14 protein-coding genes and 1 pseudogene are annotated in these 18,858 nt (G+C 63.5%); 13 read left to right on the top strand and 2 right to left on the bottom strand.

Annotated elements, in window-relative coordinates; genetic code table 11:
- Positions 1-9 precede the first annotated feature (9 nt).
- From H7A12_01380 to cas7c, 7 genes are all read left to right on the top strand, one after another.
- Positions 10-765, top strand: coding sequence for a thioesterase family protein (locus H7A12_01380; GenBank protein MCP5319480.1), 756 nt, complete (start codon positions 10-12; stop codon positions 763-765).
- Positions 762-1,868 (top strand): S-(hydroxymethyl)glutathione dehydrogenase/class III alcohol dehydrogenase, encoded by a 1,107-nt coding sequence (locus H7A12_01375; GenBank protein MCP5319479.1) that lies wholly within the window; start codon positions 762-764, stop codon positions 1,866-1,868. The genes H7A12_01380 and H7A12_01375 overlap by 4 nt, the downstream gene beginning before the upstream one ends.
- A 202-nt stretch (positions 1,869-2,070) precedes the next feature.
- The gene (locus tag H7A12_01370; protein ID MCP5319478.1) at positions 2,071-2,412 is read left to right on the top strand and encodes a type II toxin-antitoxin system prevent-host-death family antitoxin; all 342 of its coding nucleotides are present in this window, start codon (positions 2,071-2,073) and stop codon (positions 2,410-2,412) included.
- Positions 2,413-2,789: 377 nt separating this feature from the next.
- Positions 2,790-5,006 carry a CRISPR-associated helicase Cas3' gene (gene cas3, locus H7A12_01365; protein MCP5319477.1) on the top strand — a complete coding sequence of 739 codons (2,217 nt, stop codon included), beginning with the start codon at positions 2,790-2,792 and terminating at the stop codon, positions 5,004-5,006.
- A gap of 13 nt (positions 5,007-5,019) precedes the next feature.
- A complete protein-coding gene (gene cas5c, locus H7A12_01360; GenBank protein MCP5319476.1) occupies positions 5,020-5,763 on the top strand; it encodes a type I-C CRISPR-associated protein Cas5 in 744 nt (247 codons plus the stop codon).
- Complete coding sequence (cas8c, locus tag H7A12_01355) at positions 5,756-7,555, top strand: type I-C CRISPR-associated protein Cas8c/Csd1 (GenBank protein ID MCP5319475.1); 1,800 nt, start codon at positions 5,756-5,758, stop codon at positions 7,553-7,555. The genes cas5c and cas8c overlap by 8 nt, the downstream gene beginning before the upstream one ends.
- Positions 7,556-7,569: 14 nt before the next feature.
- Positions 7,570-8,571, top strand: coding sequence for a type I-C CRISPR-associated protein Cas7/Csd2 (gene cas7c / locus H7A12_01350; protein ID MCP5319474.1), 1,002 nt, complete (start codon positions 7,570-7,572; stop codon positions 8,569-8,571).
- Here the strand turns inward: cas7c and H7A12_01345 are convergent.
- A complete protein-coding gene (locus H7A12_01345; protein ID MCP5319473.1) occupies positions 8,559-8,867 on the bottom strand; it encodes a type II toxin-antitoxin system RelE/ParE family toxin in 309 nt (102 codons plus the stop codon). The genes cas7c and H7A12_01345 overlap by 13 nt on opposite strands.
- Positions 8,864-9,115 (bottom strand): addiction module protein, encoded by a 252-nt coding sequence (locus H7A12_01340; protein MCP5319472.1) that lies wholly within the window; start codon positions 9,113-9,115, stop codon positions 8,864-8,866. Before H7A12_01340 ends, H7A12_01345 begins: the two co-directional genes overlap by 4 nt.
- Positions 9,116-9,167: 52 nt before the next feature.
- Between H7A12_01340 and cas4 the strand changes: the two genes are divergently transcribed.
- From cas4 to H7A12_01310, 6 genes and pseudogenes are all read left to right on the top strand, one after another.
- Complete coding sequence (gene cas4, locus H7A12_01335) at positions 9,168-9,797, top strand: CRISPR-associated protein Cas4 (GenBank protein MCP5319471.1); 630 nt, start codon at positions 9,168-9,170, stop codon at positions 9,795-9,797.
- Between the two features lie 2 nt (positions 9,798-9,799).
- Positions 9,800-10,831 (top strand): type I-C CRISPR-associated endonuclease Cas1, encoded by a 1,032-nt coding sequence (gene cas1c, locus H7A12_01330; protein ID MCP5319470.1) that lies wholly within the window; start codon positions 9,800-9,802, stop codon positions 10,829-10,831.
- A 3-nt stretch (positions 10,832-10,834) separates the two neighbouring features.
- Complete coding sequence (cas2, locus tag H7A12_01325; GenBank protein MCP5319469.1) at positions 10,835-11,125, top strand: CRISPR-associated endonuclease Cas2; 291 nt, start codon at positions 10,835-10,837, stop codon at positions 11,123-11,125.
- A gap of 4,752 nt (positions 11,126-15,877) precedes the next feature.
- Entirely contained in the window at positions 15,878-16,453 is a 576-nt protein-coding gene (locus tag H7A12_01320) for a hypothetical protein (GenBank protein MCP5319468.1), read from the top strand.
- Between the two features lie 77 nt (positions 16,454-16,530).
- Entirely contained in the window at positions 16,531-18,012 is a 1,482-nt protein-coding gene (locus H7A12_01315) for a transposase (GenBank protein MCP5319467.1), read from the top strand.
- A pseudogene (locus H7A12_01310) lies at positions 18,009-18,858 on the top strand (AAA family ATPase). The gene H7A12_01315 and the pseudogene H7A12_01310 overlap by 4 nt, the downstream one beginning before the upstream one ends.

The following is an 18,858-nucleotide window of genomic DNA, read 5'->3' as shown; positions in this document are numbered from 1 at the left end:
CGCTACCGGGTGGCGTTGCCCGCGGAGTGGGACATCGCCGGCAAGGCCAACGGCGGTTTCATGCTGGCGCTTGCAGCGCGTGCGATGGCTGCCGAAGCGGGGCGTCCGCACCCGGTCACGATCACGGCACATTTCCTGGCACCGGGGCAACCCGGTCTGGCCGAGGTGCAGACGCAGCTCGTGAAGCGCGGCAAGCGCTTCTCGATCCTGAGCGCCACGATGTCGGCGGCACAAACGCCGTTGCTGCAGGTGCTCGGGACCTTTGGCGATCCGGGGGAAGCAGCGAGCGAATTCTGCATCATCGATGGCGCGCCACCCGCGTTGCCCGAACCGGATGCCTGCGTACGTTACGACGGTCCCCCGGGACCGCCCACGATGTACCGCAATATCGACCTGCGTCTGCATCCCGAGGATGCCGCGCTTGCCGGCGGCAAGCCCAGCGGTCGCATGCGCGTGCGCGGCTGGTTGCGCTTTCCGGGGGATGCGGTACCCGATGTGATGAGCCTGCTGGTTGCAGTGGATGCGTTTCCGCCTACCGTGTTCAACGCCGACCAGATCTCGCTTGCCTGGGTGCCGACGATCGAACTCACCGCACACCTGCGTGTGTGCCCTGCGCCGGGATGGCTGCGTGCGGTCTTTACGTCACGCTTTCTCACGGGTGGTTTCGTCGAGGAAGACGGTGAGATCTGGGATGACGCCGGCGTGCTGGTTGCCCAGTCGCGGCAGCTGGCGCTGGTGCCTCTGTCGCAGGAGAAGAAGCAATGAAGACACGTGCCGCGGTTGCATTTGCTGCCGGCAAACCCCTCGAGGTGCTCGAGGTCGATCTGGAGGGACCGCGTGCTGGCGAGGTGCTGATCGAGCTGAAGGCCTCTGGCGTCTGCCACACCGACGCGTTCACGCTGTCGGGAGATGACCCCGAGGGTGCGTTTCCAGCGATCCTGGGCCATGAGGGGGCGGGTATCGTGCTCGAGGTGGGGCCAGGCGTGAAGTCCGTCGCACCGGGCGATCATGTGATCCCGCTCTATACGCCCGAGTGCCGCGAGTGCGAGTACTGCCTGAACCCGAAGACCAACCTGTGCCAGGCGATCCGCTCTACCCAGGGGCAGGGATTGATGCCGGATGGCAGCAGCCGGTTTTCGCTCGACGGCAAGCCGATCCTGCACTACATGGGCTGCTCGACCTTCTCGAACCATACCGTGCTGCCGGAGATCGCGGTGGCGAAGATCCGCTCCGACGCGCCCTTCGACAAGGTCTGCTACATCGGTTGCGGCGTGACCACCGGCGTCGGTGCCGTGGCGTTCACGATGAAGGTGGAACCGGGTGCGACGGTCGCCGTGTTCGGCCTGGGCGGAATCGGTCTCAACGTGATCCAGGGTGCGCGCATGGTGGGAGCCGCGCGCATCATCGGTATCGACCGCAACCCGGCGAAAGCGGAACTCGCACGGCGTTTCGGCATGACCGATTTCATCAATCCGCTCGACGTGGACAACGTCACGCAGGCGATCATCGATCTGACCCGCGGCGGTGTCGACTACAGCTTCGAGTGCATCGGCAACGTCGACGTGATGCGTCAGGCGCTCGAGTGCTGCCACAAGGGCTGGGGCCAGAGCTGCATCATCGGCGTTGCCGGTGCCGGCAAGGAAATCTCCACACGACCGTTCCAGTTGGTGACCGGGCGCGTCTGGCGTGGTTCGGCGTTCGGCGGTGCGCGTGGGCGCACCGACGTGCCGCGCATCGTCGACTGGTACATGGAAGGACGCATCCGCATCGACGAACTGATCACGCACACGATGCCGCTCGAGGACATCAACCACGCCTTCGACCTGATGCACCGCGGGGAGAGCATCCGTTCGGTGGTGTTGTATTGAGGCGACAGCGGCGTGCGCGGGCCAGACGGCGTCGGTCTTGTGCCCGACATCGCCCGCTTGCGGCTCCAGTAGCCGAAGCTCGACAGAGCCGGGTCGTGATTGCCACAGTACTCTCTGCGCGAGAGTAGACCACGGTGCTGGCGGGAGAGGTGCCTCGCCCCCTGATTCGTGCCACCATCTGTGAGTGCAAATGAGCCTCCCTATGGAAACCTTCACTGTCCGAGACCTCCGCGACCGTACCGGCGAACTGATCCAGGGCGCCGAGGCTGGCCACTTGGCACTGGTTACCAAGCATGGTCGACCGGTGTTCGTGGCTTTGCCCTTCGACGAGAAGTTGTTGGAGCAGGGAGTGCATGTGTCCCTGGCGGTGAAGCTGTTCGACGAGGATGTGCTCACCCAAGGGCAGGCTGCCAAGCTCGCAGGTCTTTCGTTGGCGGAGTTCTTCGAGGCCTGTGCGGCGAGGCACGTGCCGGTTGTTCGGCATGACGCGTCTGAAATCCAGAAGGAACTGGACCAATTCAATGAGTTGTATCGTCGCGGATAGTGGCCCGTTGATCGCGCTGGCGGGGCGCGGGTTGCTGCACCTGCCGTCGGCGCTTTTCGGGAAGGCCTGTATTACGCAAACAGTGCACGCCGCCAATCGACAGGCGGGCAAGCAGAGACCAGCGGTAACCTGTTGCTATCGTGCTAGAGAGCGCCTCGACGCTCAGACGGGTATCGGCGTAGCCGACTGTTCACACAGTGATCCAATCAACCCACGAATTCTGCGAAAGAGCCCAAAATCAATGCTCGGCAGGCTCACCCCATGAGCCTTCGATAAAGGACGATCATCGGTACGGCAACTGATTGCGAGGGGCAATGGTTCACTTCTTTGCACATAGCGCGAATGCTTCTGGTGTTTGGCACCCACTGCAGGAGCACTTGTCCGCCGTAGGCGAGCTGGCGGCCGGGTTTGCCGGTACCTTTTGTTGGCAAGAGGAAGCGCGCCTCGCCGGCCGGCTGCACGATCTCGGCAAGTATGGCGAGTGCTTCCAGGCCCGCCTGCGCGGCGAGGAGTCCGGCCTGGACCACTGGTCGGCAGGTGCGCGCATGGCGCTGGAACACCGTGCGGCGGCCGCGGCGCTCGCCATCGAGGGACATCACATCGGTTTGCAGTCGCTATCGCGGGATTCGCTGGGCCGCTTGCCCAATCCTTGTGTGCCCGGACTGCGCCTGACTGCGGACATGACCGAACTAAAGGAGAAGCTTGCGCAAGACGGGGTTGCAATCACTCTCCCGGCGAAGACCTTGCTCGGATCGAGCCTGGACGCGACCGTGCCATCGATGCTGGATGTGCGCCTGCTGTTTTCGGCCCTGGTGGATGCCGACTACCTGGATACCGAGGCGCATTTCGAAGGCGATGCGTCCGGCAAGCGATACCGTGCCCCGGGGCCGCGGCTGAACGCCACCGCAGCATTGGACGCCGTGCTGCGCTTCATTGAAGCCACTCGCGAGAGCAGCAACGCTTCTCCAAAGGTCCGCGCTGTGCGTGAAACCCTGCTTGCCGCTTGCCTGCGAGGGGCGGAGCGCAAACCGGGGTTGTTTACCCTTACGGCCCCCACCGGCAGCGGCAAGACCTTAGCCATGCTTGCATTCGCCTTGAAGCATGCAATCCGGCATGGCCTCGATCGGGTGGTCATGGTGATTCCCTACCTCACGATCACGGAGCAGACGGCACGCGTTTACCGGAACATCCTTGCACCCGTATTCGGCGATGAATTCGTGCTGGAGCATCACTCCCTGGCCGGCGTTGGCGAGGAACATATGCAACAGGACAATGAAGGCGAAACCGGACAAGTCGGCCATGCCGAACGCCGGCGGCGCCTGCTCGCGGAAAACTGGGATGCGCCGATCATCGTCACCACCAGCGTGCAGATGCTCGAGTCTCTTTTTTCCAACCGCCCCGCCGCCTGCCGCAAGCTGCATCGGCTGCAACGAGCCGTGATCCTTTTCGACGAGGCGCAGACGCTGCCGGTGCATCTCGCCGTGCCGACCCTGGCTGCCTTGTCCCACCTGTCGGCCGATTGCGGCACCAGTGTCGTGTTCGCCACCGCGACCCAGCCGGCCTTTGCGCATCTCGACGACGCGGTGGCGAGGACGCAATCGCCCGGCTGGCAGCCGCGCGAGATCGTGCCCGAACCCGCATCGCTGTTCGCGCCTATGAAGCGGGTCGAAGTTGCCTGGGGCAGCCCGGATGCTCCGGTTGCTTGGGGTGCCGTGGCGCGGCAAATGATCGAGTCTCGCCAGGCCTTGTGCATCGTCAATCTCAAGCGCCATGCCAAGACGCTATGGGAAAAGCTGGACGACCCGGCCGCGCTGCACCTGTCCACCAATCTCTGCGCCGCTCATCGCCAGGACGTGCTGGAGACGGTACGCAAGCGGCTCGCGGCAAACGAACCCGTCCATCTGGTCGCCACCCAATGCGTGGAGGCTGGCGTGGACGTGGATTTCCCCGTCGTCATGCGCGCCTGGGGACCGCTGGACGCCATCATTCAGGCCGCTGGCCGTTGCAACCGCGAGGGACGGCAAGTGGGCTTCGGAAAACTACAAGTTTTCCAACCCGAAGACGCTGCCTATCCAACCGGCGGCTACCAACAGGCTGCGCAGATCGCTCAGATGCTGTATCTGCGGCATGGCGAAGCCGGCATGAACCTCGACGATCCCGCTTTCGTTACCGCGTATTACCGCGAGTTGTATGCCCTCGCGGATGTGGCGAATGCACCGGCGAGCAGCGAGATTCTGAAGGCCATCGAGATCGGTAGTTTCCCCGATGTCGCCAGGCTGTACCGGCTCATCAGGCAGGATGCCATCAACGTGCTGGTGCCCTACGCTCCGCAGCGAACGCTATTCGACGAATTGCGGGCGGAGGCGGAAGATCGCGGGCTGACCGCGGCCTGGATACGCCGTGCCCGCCCGCTTGCCGTGAGCCTCTATCGACCGAAAGACAGCGACACGATCTGGGATGCTCTGCTGCCCGTGCCGGTCGCCGGCTGGCGGCAGCGCGAGCGGAACGACTGGTTCATCTACGCTGTTCCGGAACATTACCACCCGCAACTCGGGCTGGTTCCGCCCGGCACGCTCAACACCTGGATTGCCTAGAAAGGAGGACGACATGGCCCGCGGCAAGACTCACTGCCTGGAAGTCTGGGGAGAACTCGCCTGCTTCACCCGTCCGGAGATGAAGGTGGAGCGCTACAGCTATCCCGTCATCACGCCGTCAGCGGCGCGCGGCATCTTCGACGCCATCTACTGGAAAAAGACCTACGGCTTCTACTGGCAGATCGAGCGAGTCGAAATCCTCAGCCCTCCGAAATACATCGCCCTGCGGCGCAACGAGGTGAAAGACAAGGCGCCTGCGGAACGCACCCTCAAGGCCTGGATGGAGGGGCGTGAGCCACCGGAGCCGATTTGGGCCGACGGCAGCAAGGACGATCTCGGCACCGACCAGAAGGGGCGTACACAGCGCCAGACGATGGCGCTCAAGAACGTGCGCTATCGGCTTCATGCCCACATGCGCGTCCGTGGTGGACAAGCCGACGTGAATGCCCTGGACGCCCAGTTCATCCGCCGCGCCGGACAAGGCAAATGCTACTACCAGCCTTTCCTCGGCTGCAGGGAGTTTCCTGCGTGGTTCGAGTTGACCGCCGAAAAGGCGAATGAAGTTCAATCCATCCCAGTGGATATCGATCTGGGCTACATGCTCTACGATGTTTTCGATCTCGGTATCGACAATGACGAGTACGCCAAACCGGCGATCAGCGTTTTTCACGCCCGAATCATGAAGGGCGTCATGCAAGTGCCCGGCTACGATGACGACGCAGTGAAGAAAGCCTGCGGGGAGGACTTCCATGCTTGATCTGGTGCTGAAACAGGCGGGCGAGAGTGAGCCCGGTTTTGCCCGCAAGTATGTCAAATGGGCAATCACTTGCACGACGGAAGGACGCTACACCGGCGTGGTGGCGTTGGGCGAAGGCAAGGGGAGAGCCTTCGACGGGTGCCCGAATCTGTCCCACCCGGAATTGATTGGCGGGAAGGAGCCGCGGGCGCATTTCCTCGTCGAGGCCTTGCCTACTGTTGCCCTCTATCTCGATGACAAAGTCAAAGAAAAGGACCCAAAGAAATATGCCGAAGACTGCAAGAAATTTGGTGAGAAGCATGCCTGGTTCGTAAGCCTGCTGCGACAAGCGTCGCGGGATGCCCCGTATCTCGAAGCCGCTGCGAAGCTGTTGGAGGATACGGATGTGCTTACTCAAATCCGAGGTGATCTCAAGACGGCCAAGGCTAAGCCTACTGAGTCGGCCACGGTACGGGTGGGCACAATCAATCCTCTTGAAAGAGAGGACTGGCGCGACTGGTGGCGACGATTTCGTAGCGCCCTCCGTAAGCCTCCAAGAAAAGGGGGGAGAGGGCTGATGCGATGCTTGGTCACGGGGGAGTGTATTTCGCCGGCTTTGACGCATCCGGCGAAAATCAAGGGCCTGCCAGGCGAAGGGCTTATTCAATCCGGCGACGCGCTTATCTCCTTCGACAAGCAGTCATCACAGTCTTACGGATTGGAGCAGTCGACCAATGCCGCCATGTCTCTGGAGACAGCAACGGCTTACGCAGCCACGCTAAATCTGCTGATCGAGAAAAAGAGCGTCAAATTGGGAAACTCGCAGACCGTTTATTGGTTCTCGGGGCAGGATGACGTTTCCGAAGAGGACGACGTAATGTCCTACTTCCGCGATGGGTCGCCGGAGCAGACCGCCGGGGCTGCCGAACGTCGTGCCCATGAATTGCTCAACGCTATTCGCAGTGGCGTTCGGCCAGACTTGGCTGGCAGTCGCTTTGTTGCGTTGGTGCTCTCGGGTCGCACGTCCCGTGTCATGGTGAGAGATGTGATGCAGGGCAGCTTTGAGGAGCTGGCCGCCAATAACGAGTCTTGGTTCCGTGATCTTGGGATAGTTCGGAGTGACGGAAAATCACAGGCAACTGACCCGAAATTCTCGACCCTCGCGGCAAGCCTCGTTCGTAATGACGGGAAGAAGAGCATCAACGAGGTGTTGAAGGAGGTGCCAAGCCCCTGGCTGCAGCAACTCTGGCGTGCTGCCGTGACGGGCGGCCCGATTCCCTCCGCTTCGTTGGCGCAGGCCGTCGCCAGAGCGCGCATCGACGTTATTCAGGACCAGCCTGCTAGCCATGCACGCATGGCCTTGATGAAAGCCCATCTTATCCGGAACAAAGGAGACCAAGACATGCAGCCCTACATGAATCCCGACCACCCCGATCCAGCCTATCATTGCGGACGGGCACTCGCTCTGTTCGCCCGCTTGCAACGCGCCGCTTTGGGCAAGGTAGGTGCGAATGTTGTTCAGCGGTATTACACCGCCGCTGCCCAGACTCCCGGCCTCATCCTTGGGCGCTTGTCCGCCAACGCCAAGAATCACCTGGGTAAGCTCAACGGAGGATTGGCTGCGTGGTATGAAATGCAGCTCTCCGACATCCTCGCCCGCATCAAGGACGTTGTGCCGCGCACTCTTACCCTGGAAGAACAAAGCCTGTTTGCCTTGGGCTACTACCAACAGCTCGCTCATTTCAGGGCCGGCAAACAGGGCCTGCCCGAAGGCGAGGCTGACGACGACTCCGAAGCCAACCAACCCGAATGAAGGAGAGCAAAACCATGAGCATCATTGCCAACCGTTACGAATTCCTGTTCCTGTTCGATTGCGAGAATGGCAACCCCAATGGCGATCCGGATGCCGGCAACGCGCCGCGGATCGACCCTGAAGATATGCATGGACTGGTGTCTGATGTGGCCGGCAAACGCCGAGTGCGCAACTACATCCAGGTGCTGAAAGACAATAAGGCACCGCACGCCATTTTCGTTGAGCACGCCACCAACCTGAATCGGCCCATCGCGCTCGCGCACGAGATAGCCAACGGCGGCATTCCGAAAAAGGCCAGCAAGGACAAGGTGAAGAAGGCACGCGAGTGGATGTGCGAGAACTTCTACGACGTGCGTACCTTTGGGGCAGTGATGAGCACTGGCGCCAATGCTGGCCAGGTACGTGGCCCGGTGCAGTTTTCTTTTGCACGTTCCATCGACCCGGTGCTGCCAATGGATATTTCCATTACTCGGATGGCGGTCGCGGGCTTCGAAAAGAAGACGCACGGTGTGGAAGACAAAAAGGACATGAGCAGCGAACAACTCACGGCTCTGGAAGCGGATGTTCCAGAGGACACACTGCGCACCATGGGCCGCAAGCAGCTCATCCCCTATGGCCTGTACGCTATGAAGGGCTTCGTGTCAGCCAACCTGGCTGAGGGCACCAAATTCACCGAGGACGACCTTGCCCTGCTCTGGCAGGCGCTCGCAAACATGTACGACCATGATCGTTCCGCAAGCAAGGGCGTCATGACCTGCCGCGGTCTGTATGTGTTCAGACACGTGGGCACCGATAGCAACGAGGAACAGCGCAAGCAGCAGGCGAAACTGGGTTGCGCACCAGCGCATCGACTGCTGGATTTTTCAACGCACCGGCGGGAAGTGCCGGAATCCATCATCGACATTCGCAGGAAGGAAGGCTTGCCCGGCTCGCCGCGGTCTTTTTCGGACTACGTAGTGACATTGCAAGTCGAAAGATTGCCGAGAGGGGTCGAACTGGTGAACTACTGTGGCTGATCCTGTCGCTGTCCGGTCCAATACCCCGGGCGACGACCTTGGTGGGCAATTGCAACGACAGTGATCGTGCCCTTGTCGCGGCGATAGACAACGTCATAGGGGAATCGGTGCGCCGTCATGCGCCGGCAGGGCGGTACGGTGGGAGTGCCTATATCGGGATGCTCGATGAGCAGTTGGATGACTCTCAGAATTTCGTTGCGGAACGCCCTTGCCTGGCTGGCTCCTGCCTCCCGGGCGTACCAGCGCGCAGCTTCGGCAAACTCGCCCCGGGCTGCTTGTGCGAAGCGGAATTTCACTTGTCGTATTCGCGGATGATGGCGTCGAGCTCGTTGAACACCTCGTCAGCCGGGACGCACTGCATCCGTCCCGACTCAATATCCGCGATGCGCCGGGCGATTTCCTCGTCCCACGCCTTGGCGATTTCCTCCGGTGTTTCCTCTGTCGGGCCGTCGAGACTCATGATCAGGCTGTGTATCAGGCTGCCGCGCTCCTTGGGCGACAACTCCAAGGCTTTGGCTTCGATGTCTTTCAGGATAGCCGCCATTTGAGAACCTCCGTCAAGAATGCCGAATACCATGAATATTAACAGCCCGGTGCTGAACGATGCAGAGCTGATTCCGCTCTCGGCGCTGAATCACTGGACCTACTGCCCGCGCCGCTGCTGCCTGATTCACATGGAAGGAGAGTACGCCGACAACATTCATACGTTGCGTGGCACGGCGGAGCATGCAAGAGCTGACGAAGTGCGCCATGCAATATCGGGTGACCGGCGGATGGAGACTGCGCTGCAAGTCTGGTCGGATCGACTGGGGCTGGTAGGCAAGTGCGACGTGGTCGAGTTTCTTTCTGACGGCACGCCCTACCCGGTGGAATACAAGCATGGCGCGCGCAAGAAATGGATCAATGACGACATCCAGCTCGCTGCCCAGGCGCTGTGTCTGGAGGAGATGACCGGCAAGCAGGTGCCTTTGGGCGCTATCTACCATGCCAGTTCCCGTCGCAGAAGAGAGGTCGCGATCACGCTGGAGTTGCGCTCGGCGGTCGAGAGTTGTGTCGCCGAGGTACGGGCTGCCCTGCGGGCGCTGACTTTGCCGCCGCCCGTCAATGACAAGCGCTGCAAGGAGTGCTCGCTTGTCGAGATTTGCCAGCCTGAAGTGCTAGCCGGGCGTGAGCGCTGGCGGCATCTCGCAGAAACGCTGTTCGAGCCAAATGGCAAAGGAAGCTGACCGTGCGCACGCTGCTCAATACCCTGTACGTCACTACGCCTCATGCATATCTGCATCTCGACAACGACACGGTGCGTATCGAAGTCGAGCGCGAGACGAAGTTGCGTGTGCCACTGCATCACCTCGGAGGGGTAGTCGTTTTCGGCAACGTGTTGGTCTCGCCGGCGCTGATGCACCGGCTGGCGGATCAAGGTCAGAGCCTGGTGCTGCTGGATGGCAATGGCCGTTTCAAGGCGCGGCTGGAAGGGCCGGTGTCGGGCAACATCCTGCTGCGCCGCGCCCAACACGAGAGGGCGAGCGATGGAGCGTTTGCGCTGGAGGTGGCGCGGGCCTGCGTGGCGGGCAAACTGCGTAACTGTCGGCAGGTGTTGTTGCGCGGTGCGCGCGAAGTGAAGTCCGAATCGGATGTCGCGGCCCTGTCGCGTGGCGCGAACGATCTGGCGGCATCCTTGCGTGCGCTGCCGGCCGCCAGAGATTTGGATACGGTTCGTGGCATTGAGGGAGAAGCGGCCCGGCAGTATTTCGGTTGCTTCAATTTTCTCGTTCGAGGTGACGCGCGGGCGAATTTCACCCTCGATGGGCGCACCCGTCGCCCACCCAGGGATCGCATGAATGCCTTGCTGTCCTTTCTCTATTCCATGCTGATGAACGATTGCCGCTCGGCGGTGGAGTCGGTGGGATTGGATCCGCAGTTGGGTTTTCTCCATGCCCTGAGGCCTGGGCGCGCCGCGCTCGCGCTCGACTTGATGGAAGAGTTCCGCCATCAGGCCGACCGCCTTGCCCTGACGCTCGTCAATCGCGGGCAGTTGAGCATGGACGACTTTATGCTGCATGAGGGCGGCGGCGTCACCCTGGACGAACGGGGCCGCAAAGCTGTGGTGGTGGCCTGGCAGGAGAGAAAACGGGAAGAGATTTCCCATCCGCTGCTGGAGGAGCCGGTCGCGCTCGGCTTGCTGCCGCAGCTGCAGGCACGCCTGCTCGCCCGCACACTGCGCGGCGATATGGATGATTACGTGCCGTTCCTCATGAGGTGATCCATGTTGGTGATCGTTTGCTATGACGTCAATACCGAAACCCGCGTAGGGCGTCGTCGCCTGCGGCGCGTGGCGCGCGCATGTGAGGGTGTCGGTCAGCGCGTGCAGAAATCGGTGTTCGAGTGCCAGATCGACCTCGCGAAGATGGAAGAACTGGAGCGGCGCCTGCTGTCGGAAATCAATCTAGAGGAGGACAACCTCCGCCTCTACCGCATGCCCGATACGCGCGGCTGTGAGGTGCGACAGCATGGAATTTTCAGGGCAACGGATTTCGAAGGTCCATTGGTGGTGTAGAGTAGTCCGCAGCGCGAACATGAAGCGGTGGTGATATTGCAGTGAGGTTCGCGCGGGACGTAAGAAGTTGATTTTTCAGGCTGGCGAAAGCCAATCGGGAATCCGATGGATTCGCGGGAAACAGTTCGAGCGTCGGTTCGCGCAAAGCGGTCCGAAAATTCCGTGAAATCAGCCTGTTACGCGCGAACGGATGCGCCCCCCGAACTCGGGGGGCGAGGATTGAAACTTCGGTATTCAGCGTGACTGGCGTGGCGTTGAAGGGATGCGCCCCCCGAACTCGGGGGGCGAGGATTGAAACCTTGATCTTCCGCGTGCCGAACAGCCACGGAATCGATGCGCCCCCCGAACTCGGGGGCGAGGATTGAAACAGGAAATCCATGTCAGAACGCGCTCTGCGTGACTGATAGCGCCCCCGAACTCGGGGGCGAGGATTGAAACCTACGTCGAGACCGAGGGCGGCGAAACGTACCTGCGGATGCGCCCCCGAACTCGGGGGGCGAGGATTGAAACAGCGGTGATCTGCGGCCGCCATCCATGAAGGGTTCGATGCGCCCCCGAACTCGGGGGGCGAGGATTGAAACATCGGCCGCAACGCCTTCGAAGCGCTGTGCAAGCTGGATGCGCGCCCGAACTCGGGGGCGAGGATTGAAACGACACCAGCGCCAAGTTCTTCCTGACCCGGCGCAGGATGCGCCCCCGAACTCGGGGGCGAGGATTGAAACCGCCAGCCCGGAGGTGCTCGCTCTCAGCTTCGAGGATGCGCCCCCGAACTCGGGGGCGAGGATTGAAACAACTGGCCGCCAACCCTCCCGCCGTACCCGTTTAGATTGCGCCCCCCGAACTCGGGGGGCGAGGATTGAAACAAGGTCAAGCAGGCCGGGTACATGAGTTGGGATGAAGGATGCGCCCCCCGAACTCGGGGGCGAGGATTGAAACATCGAGCGCTGCATCAATGCAGCAATCGACGAGCGGATGCGCCCCCGAACTCGGGGGCGAGATTGAAACTTATCGGGATTGCTACTGGACGACGCTCACCGGCGATGCGCCCCCGAACTCGGGGGGCGAGGATTGAAACATGCCGACCCCGCTGTGCATGACGGCCTTTCAGATGATGCGCCCCCGAACTCGGGGGGCGAGGATTGAAACAAGACACGCATCGACGGCTCCACGCTGGTGCCGGGATGCGCCCCCGAACTCGGGGGCGAGGATTGAAACATAGCGAACAGCGTCACGCTGCGCTGGCCTGTGGCGGATGCGCCCCCGAACTCGGGGGGCGAGGATTGAAACACGTGCATATCGTTCGGTCATGGGCTGGTCGGGTGATGCGCCCCCGAACTCGGGGGCGAGGATTGAAACTCCGAAACCGCACGTGATCGGCTGCGCAGTTAGATGATGCGCCCCCGAACTCGGGGGCGAGGATTGAAACATGCAATGGCAGCGGTCGAACCGTCGGAAGTCTGGGGATGCGCCCCCGAACTCGGGGGCGAGGATTGAAACTCACTCAGCAAGCAACGTCGTTTCACGTTCCTCCGGGATGCGCCCCCCGAACTCGGGGGCGAGGATTGAAACTACCGCGCATCAGATGATCATCGAGCGCGGCATCAAGATGCGCCCCCGAACTCGGGGGGCGAGGATTGAAACTGATGGCTCGATTCGGTATGAGGTGGCCGCATGGGATGCGCCCCCGAACTCGGGGGGCGAGGATTGAAACCGTCGTGGACGTGCGAGCTGGCGCGGCGGCTGTTGATGCGCCCCCCGAACTCGGGGGGCGAGGATTGAAACTTTTTCGTCCGGCGCGTCGCGCCAGCCCCAGCAGCGATGCGCCCCCCGAACTCGGGGGGCGAGGATTGAAACGCTCAGCTTCGCGGCGTACTGCAGCCTGCTCAGCGGATGCGCCCCGAACTCGGGGGCGAGGATTGAAACTTTTTCGTCCGGCGCGTCGCGCCAGCCCTGCAAGGATGATGCGCCCCGAACTCGGGGGCGAGGATTGAAACGCTCAGCTTCGCGGCGTACTGCAGCCTGCTCAGCGGATGCGCCCCCGAACTCGGGGGGCGAGGATTGAAACAGGTTTCGCCCTGCGCGATGACCGCGCCGGAGACGATGCGCCCCCCGAACTCGGGGGCGAGGATTGAAACGACCGTGGCAACGCCGAGGATCTTGCCGACCTTGGATGCGCCCCGAACTCGGGGGGCGAGGATTGAAACGTACTGCGCGTCGTTGATGACGCGCGCGTTGCCGATGCGCCCCCGAACTCGGGGGCGAGGATTGAAACCCTGCGGTGCGCGACGGTATTCCGTCGCCCCGCGATGCGCCCCCGAACTCGGGGGCGAGGATTGAAACATTCAAGCGCATGGTTGGGAAGCCGCTCAACAACGATGCGCCCCCGAACTCGGGGGCGAGGATTGAAACACGCTGTGCATGTGCGAGGAGGATGCGTGTAGGATGCGCCCCCGAACTCGGGGGCGAGGATTGAAACTGTGCGCGATCTGTACGCCAAGGGCGCATATAGCGATGCGCCCCCCCGAACTCGGGGGCGAGGATTGAAACATGGTGTGTTCTCCTGCCTGATTGATGGAACTAGTATGATGCGCCCCCGAACTCGGGGGCGAGGATTGAAACTCGTGGCGGGGTGGACTCGCACGAGCGATCCATCGATGCGCCCCCGAACTCGGGGGCGAGGATTGAAACCGTAACGGGTGGCGCAATGTGAGGCAGAGTGCGATGCGCCCCCGAACTCGGGGGCGAGGATTGAAACGCGATACACAGGAACCTCCACCGTGCGACGCTGGGATGCGCCCCCGAACTCGGGGGCGAGGATTGAAACTCAAGACGTTCTCCCCTTTGAATGTGGCGACGGATGCGCCCCCGAACTCGGGGGGGCGAGGATTGAAACCCTGATGCTGGCCAACGATATGCGCTCTGGGACCGATGCGCCCCCGAACTCGGGGGCGAGGATTGAAACAAGATGATGCGTACGGGGAGTGGGCCAGAATGAGGATGCGCCCCCGAACTCGGGGGCGAGGATTGAAACAGCGCTGCCGATACGTGGGCGACTCACTTTTCCAGCGATGCGCCCCCGAACTCGGGGGGCGAGGATTGAAACGATCACCGGCGGGGCGATCGACTTCTGGTCACTGGATGCGCCCCGAACTCGGGGGCGAGGATTGAAACACGCAAGCCATGACTGAGTACCTGCCCGGCAGGCGATGCGCCCCCCGAACTCGGGGGCGAGGATTGAAACACGCGTGCCGGGATGAACGTCCTCGACTGAGGTGACGATGCGCCCCCGAACTCGGGGGCGAGGATTGAAACAATGAGCTTCTCAACGACGGCAATGCCTGCTCGGAGATGCGCCCCCGAACTCGGGGGCGAGGATTGAAACAGACTGGGACGACGACTTCGGGGCGCGCGAAGATGCGCCCCGAACTCGGGGGCGAGGATTGAAACTCCGCCAACATCGATGAGTTCAAGGGCAAGGACGCGATGCGCCCCCGAACTCGGGGGCGAGGATTGAAACGTCGACGCCGACGCCGAGGTGCGTGCCATCATCGGATGCGCCCCCGAACTCGGGGGGGCGAGGATTGAAACGAATGTGAAACTCAGATCATCGATATTCCGAATATGATGCGCCCCCGAACTCGGGGGCGAGGATTGAAACAGAGCATCGGCCTGACGGCGCAGATCTGCGAGGCGATGCGCCCCCGAACTCGGGGGGCGAGGATTGAAACAGGCGGCCGGCCCCGCGCAGTGTGCGGCGGGTAGCGATGCGCCCCCGAACTCGGGGGCGAGGATTGAAACGCTTGAATAAGTGCAAGGAATGCGCCGCATGACGGATGCGCCCCCGAACTCGGGGGCGAGGATTGAAACCTGAACCTGACCCAACACGACGCCACGCCGGAGCAGGATGCGCCCCCGAACTCGGGGGCGAGGATTGAAACGATGTGAGGCACTGCTGATCCATCGCCCAGCGGACCGATGCGCCCCGAACTCGGGGGCGAGGATTGAAACCGGCTGGACGCGGATAAATGGCGCCGAGGCGACAGATGCGCCCCCGAACTCGGGGGCGAGGATTGAAACCTGCGCTCGGGATCTGGCAGGTAGAGCCGGCAACGATGCGCCCCCCGAACTCGGGGGCGAGGATTGAAACGCGCTGATGATCATCGCGGCACGAGCGGGAAACGGGATGCGCCCCCGAACTCGGGGGCGAGGATTGAAACGACGACTCGCAGTTCGGCGAGGCGACCCTGCAGCGGATGCGCCCCCGAACTCGGGGGCGAGGATTGAAACTGGCGTCGCGGTGGGGGCTGCTGGTGCCGTCTCAGATGCGCCCCCGAACTCGGGGCGAGGATTGAAACACGCCCGCATTTCGCCGATCCATACCTTTATCCAGATGGCGCCCCCGAACTCGGGGGCGAGGATTGAAACACTCTGATCAACACCGGCGTAGCCGGTCTTCCCGTTGATGCGCCCCCCGAACTCGGGGGCGAGGATTGAAACCATACATTGAAATGCTTGCATAGCACCGTGCTCTGCTGATGCGCCCCCCGAACTCGGGGGGCGAGGATTGAAACGAACCGCTGAAGCTCAGCCCCTTACTGTTGCCCTGATGAGCTTGACCAGACTATCTGAGGGATTTCCGGCCGTTTTTTGTCACGGTTGGTGAGGAGCGGAAGCAAGGCCCCCTCGAAGAGCTTGCAAGAAGCCCTCCGAGGGGGTTGTCTCGTGTTCGACCAAGAATGCGAGACCACTCCAATGTGCCATGCCCTGTTACGCGATGCCAGCTTCTGGCGGTTTTTGCAGCTGATCGATCACGACCTGGCGGAGCAGGAGAGCGCTGGCGGCTGTCCGGCGTGCGGTGCGCCGCTGCATCGCGCCGACTACCCGCGCAAGCCGCGCGGCGTGCCGCGTGCGCTGTTCGGGCCGGACGGGGTGCGACGCCTGAGTTTCTGCTGTGCCCGCGACGGGTGCCGACGGCGCATGACGCCGTCGTCGGTGCGTTTTCTGGGGCGCCGGGTGTTTGCGGGCGCCGTGGTGGTGCTGGCGTGTGCGCTGGCACAGGGTCTGAGTGAGCGGCACCGGCAGCGACTGTGCGAGCGTATCGGGGTCGGTTTGCGCACGCTCGAGCGCTGGCGACGGTGGTGGCGGAGAGATTTCGCAGCCAGTGCGCCGTGGGCGGCGATCCGGGCACGACTGGCCACGCCAGTGGAGGAGCAAGCGTTGCCGCGCGGATTGCTGGAACGCTGGGGTGAGGCCTTCTCGGCAACTTCGGTGGTGGGGCTGCTGCGGCTGCTCGCACCGCTGTCGCGTTCGGTGAGGGCGCGCGGATGACCCGCAGACGATGCGGGTGCCGCGAGGCGGGAGGAGCTGCGTAGGCTGCGCATACACTCACCGCACGGGGATTTCGCATGGGCAGGACGGTCGAGGGCGATCGAGACCGCTGGGCACGGCTGCGCTTCATGATCATCGGTCCGCTGCTGGCGGCGCCGCCCGAGCCGGGTGCGCTGCAGCAGACGCTGGTGCAGCTGGCGGCCCGACACTGGCGCCACCCGGTCACGGGGGAGGCCGTGCGGTTCGGGCGCTCGACGATCGAGCGCTGGTACTACGCGGCGAAGAACGCCCGCACGGATCCGGTGGCGGCACTACGCCGCGGGGTGCGCAAGGATGCCGGTCGCCAGCGCAGCCTGTCGACGGCGATCGGTGCGCTGCTGTACGCCCAGTACCACGCGCACCCGAGCTGGACGGTGCAGCTGCACTACGACAACCTGGCCGTACGGCTGCGCGAGGATCCGGCACTCGGGGCGGCGCCCTCGTACGCGAGCGTGCGCCGCTACTTTGCGGCGCAGGGGTTGTTTCGCCAGGCGCGGCGATCCGTGCGCGACAGCGCCGCTCGCGCCGAAGCACGCGAACGGCTCGCGCGGGTCGAGGTCCGCTCTTACGAGAGCGCGCACACCAACGCGCTCTGGCACGCCGACTTCCACCACGGCACACACCCGGTGCTCAGCCGCACGGGCGTGTGGCAAAAACCCGTGCTGCTCGGGGTGATCGATGACCACTCGCGTCTTGCCTGCCACCTGCAGTGGTATCTGGCCGAGACGGCCGAGACCTTCGTGCACGGGCTCTCGCAAGCGCTGCAGAAGCGCGCGTTGCCGCGTGCGCTGATGACCGACAACGGCGCACCGATGCTGGCCGCCGAGGTCACGGCCGGGCTGCACACGCTCGGCATCGTGCACGAGACCACGCTGCCGTACTCGCCGTACCAGAACGCCAAGCAGGAGACGTTCTGGGCGAGCGTGGAGTCGCGCCTGATGGCGATGCTCGAGGGCTGCGCAGAGCTCACGCTCGAGCGGCTGAACGAGGCCACGCAGGCCTGGGTCGAGATGGAGTACAACCGCCGTTCGCACAGCGAACTCGGCTGTTCTCCGCTGGCACGCTACGGCGACGGCACCGATGTCGGGCGCGAGTGCCCCGGGAGCGAGCGGCTGCGCCAGGCGTTTCGCACCGAAGCCGTGCGCACCCAACGGCGCTCCGACGGCACGTTCTCGCTCGAGAGCACACGCTTCGAGGTGCCCTCGCGCTACCGCCACCTCGCACGGCTCACGGTGCGCTACGCGCGCTGGGACCTGCGCACGGTCGAGCTGATCGATCCGCTGAGCGGGACGCCGATCTGTGCGCTCTACCCGCTGGACAAGACGGCTCACGCCAGCGCCGCGAGACGCCTGCACGCAGTGCGCACGCCTACGGTGCCCGTGCTGCCCGACCCGCCGGCGCACAGCCCCATGGCGCCGCTGTTACGCGCGCTCATGGTCGAGTATGCCGCCACCGGGCTGCCTCCGGCCTACGTGCCCCTGTCCAACGACGCACCCCTTGCCGAGGATCCGCTGCGATGAACAAGCAACTGCTCGCCCTTTATGGTCTGAAGTGGAATCCCTTCTCGCCCGAACTGCCCACCGAGGCGCTGCGCCTCACGCCGGCGGTGGAGAACTTCGCTGGCGTATCGAGCACGCGCTCGTGCGCGAAGGCGGCTTCGCGCTGATCAGCGGCGACGTCGGTACGGGCAAGAGCGTGGCGCTGCGCCTGATCGCCGAGCGCCTCGCCCCGTGCCGGATCTGACCGTCGCCGCACTCACGCACCCGAGCGCCAACCTCGCCGACTTCTACCGCGAGCTCGGTGATCTGTTCGCCGTGGAGCTGCGCCCGCACAACCGCTGGATGGGCTTCAAGGCGCTGCGCACCCGCTGGATCGCCCATCTGGAGAGCACGCGGCTTCGCCCCGTGCTGCTGATCGACGAGGCGCAACAGGTCGCCCCGCTCGTGCTCTCGGAGTTGCGCCTGCTCGCCTCGGCGCACTTCGACTCGCGCAGCCTGCTGAGCGTCGTGCTCGCCGGCGACCAGCGTCTGAACGAGTTGCTGCGCCGCGACGAACTCCTGCCGCTCGGTTCGCGCATCCGCGCACGCCTCTCGCTGGAGTACGCCAGCCGCGAGGAACTGCTGGCCTGCCTGAAGCACCTGCTCGCAAGCGCCGGCGCCCCCGCTCTGATGACACCCGAGCTGATGCACACCGTCTGCGACCACGCCATGGGTAACTACCGTGCGCTCACCACCATGGCCGCGGAACTGCTCGCCGCCGCCGCGCAGCGCGAGCTCGTCCAGCTCGACGAGAAGCTGTACCTCGCGGTGTTCACGCCCCCGGGGCAATCCGCCGGCACGCGCCGCACCCGGCTCACCAGCGCTTGA

Source organism: Pseudomonadales bacterium, from assembly GCA_024234165.1.
Lineage (GTDB): Bacteria > Pseudomonadota > Gammaproteobacteria > Pseudomonadales > UBA5518 > UBA5518.
The sequence above is the reverse complement of the archived record's forward strand: the minus strand, read 5'-3'. Positions and strand labels throughout refer to the sequence as shown.

Excerpts from the sequence above, each read along its gene's own strand:
- H7A12_01320 (MCP5319468.1), top strand. The coding sequence starts at position 15,878 with ATGTGCCATGCCCTGTTACGCGATGCCAGCTTCTGGCGGTTTTTGCAG.
- cas5c (MCP5319476.1), top strand. The coding sequence starts at position 5,020 with ATGGCCCGCGGCAAGACTCACTGCCTGGAAGTCTGGGGAGAACTCGCC.
- cas7c (MCP5319474.1), top strand. The coding sequence starts at position 7,570 with ATGAGCATCATTGCCAACCGTTACGAATTCCTGTTCCTGTTCGATTGC.
- cas2 (MCP5319469.1), top strand. The coding sequence starts at position 10,835 with ATGTTGGTGATCGTTTGCTATGACGTCAATACCGAAACCCGCGTAGGG.
- H7A12_01340 (MCP5319472.1), bottom strand. The coding sequence starts at position 9,115 with ATGGCGGCTATCCTGAAAGACATCGAAGCCAAAGCCTTGGAGTTGTCG.
- H7A12_01315 (MCP5319467.1), top strand. The coding sequence starts at position 16,531 with ATGGGCAGGACGGTCGAGGGCGATCGAGACCGCTGGGCACGGCTGCGC.
- cas8c (MCP5319475.1), top strand. The coding sequence starts at position 5,756 with ATGCTTGATCTGGTGCTGAAACAGGCGGGCGAGAGTGAGCCCGGTTTT.
- H7A12_01370 (MCP5319478.1), top strand. The coding sequence starts at position 2,071 with ATGGAAACCTTCACTGTCCGAGACCTCCGCGACCGTACCGGCGAACTG.
- H7A12_01375 (MCP5319479.1), top strand. The coding sequence starts at position 762 with ATGAAGACACGTGCCGCGGTTGCATTTGCTGCCGGCAAACCCCTCGAG.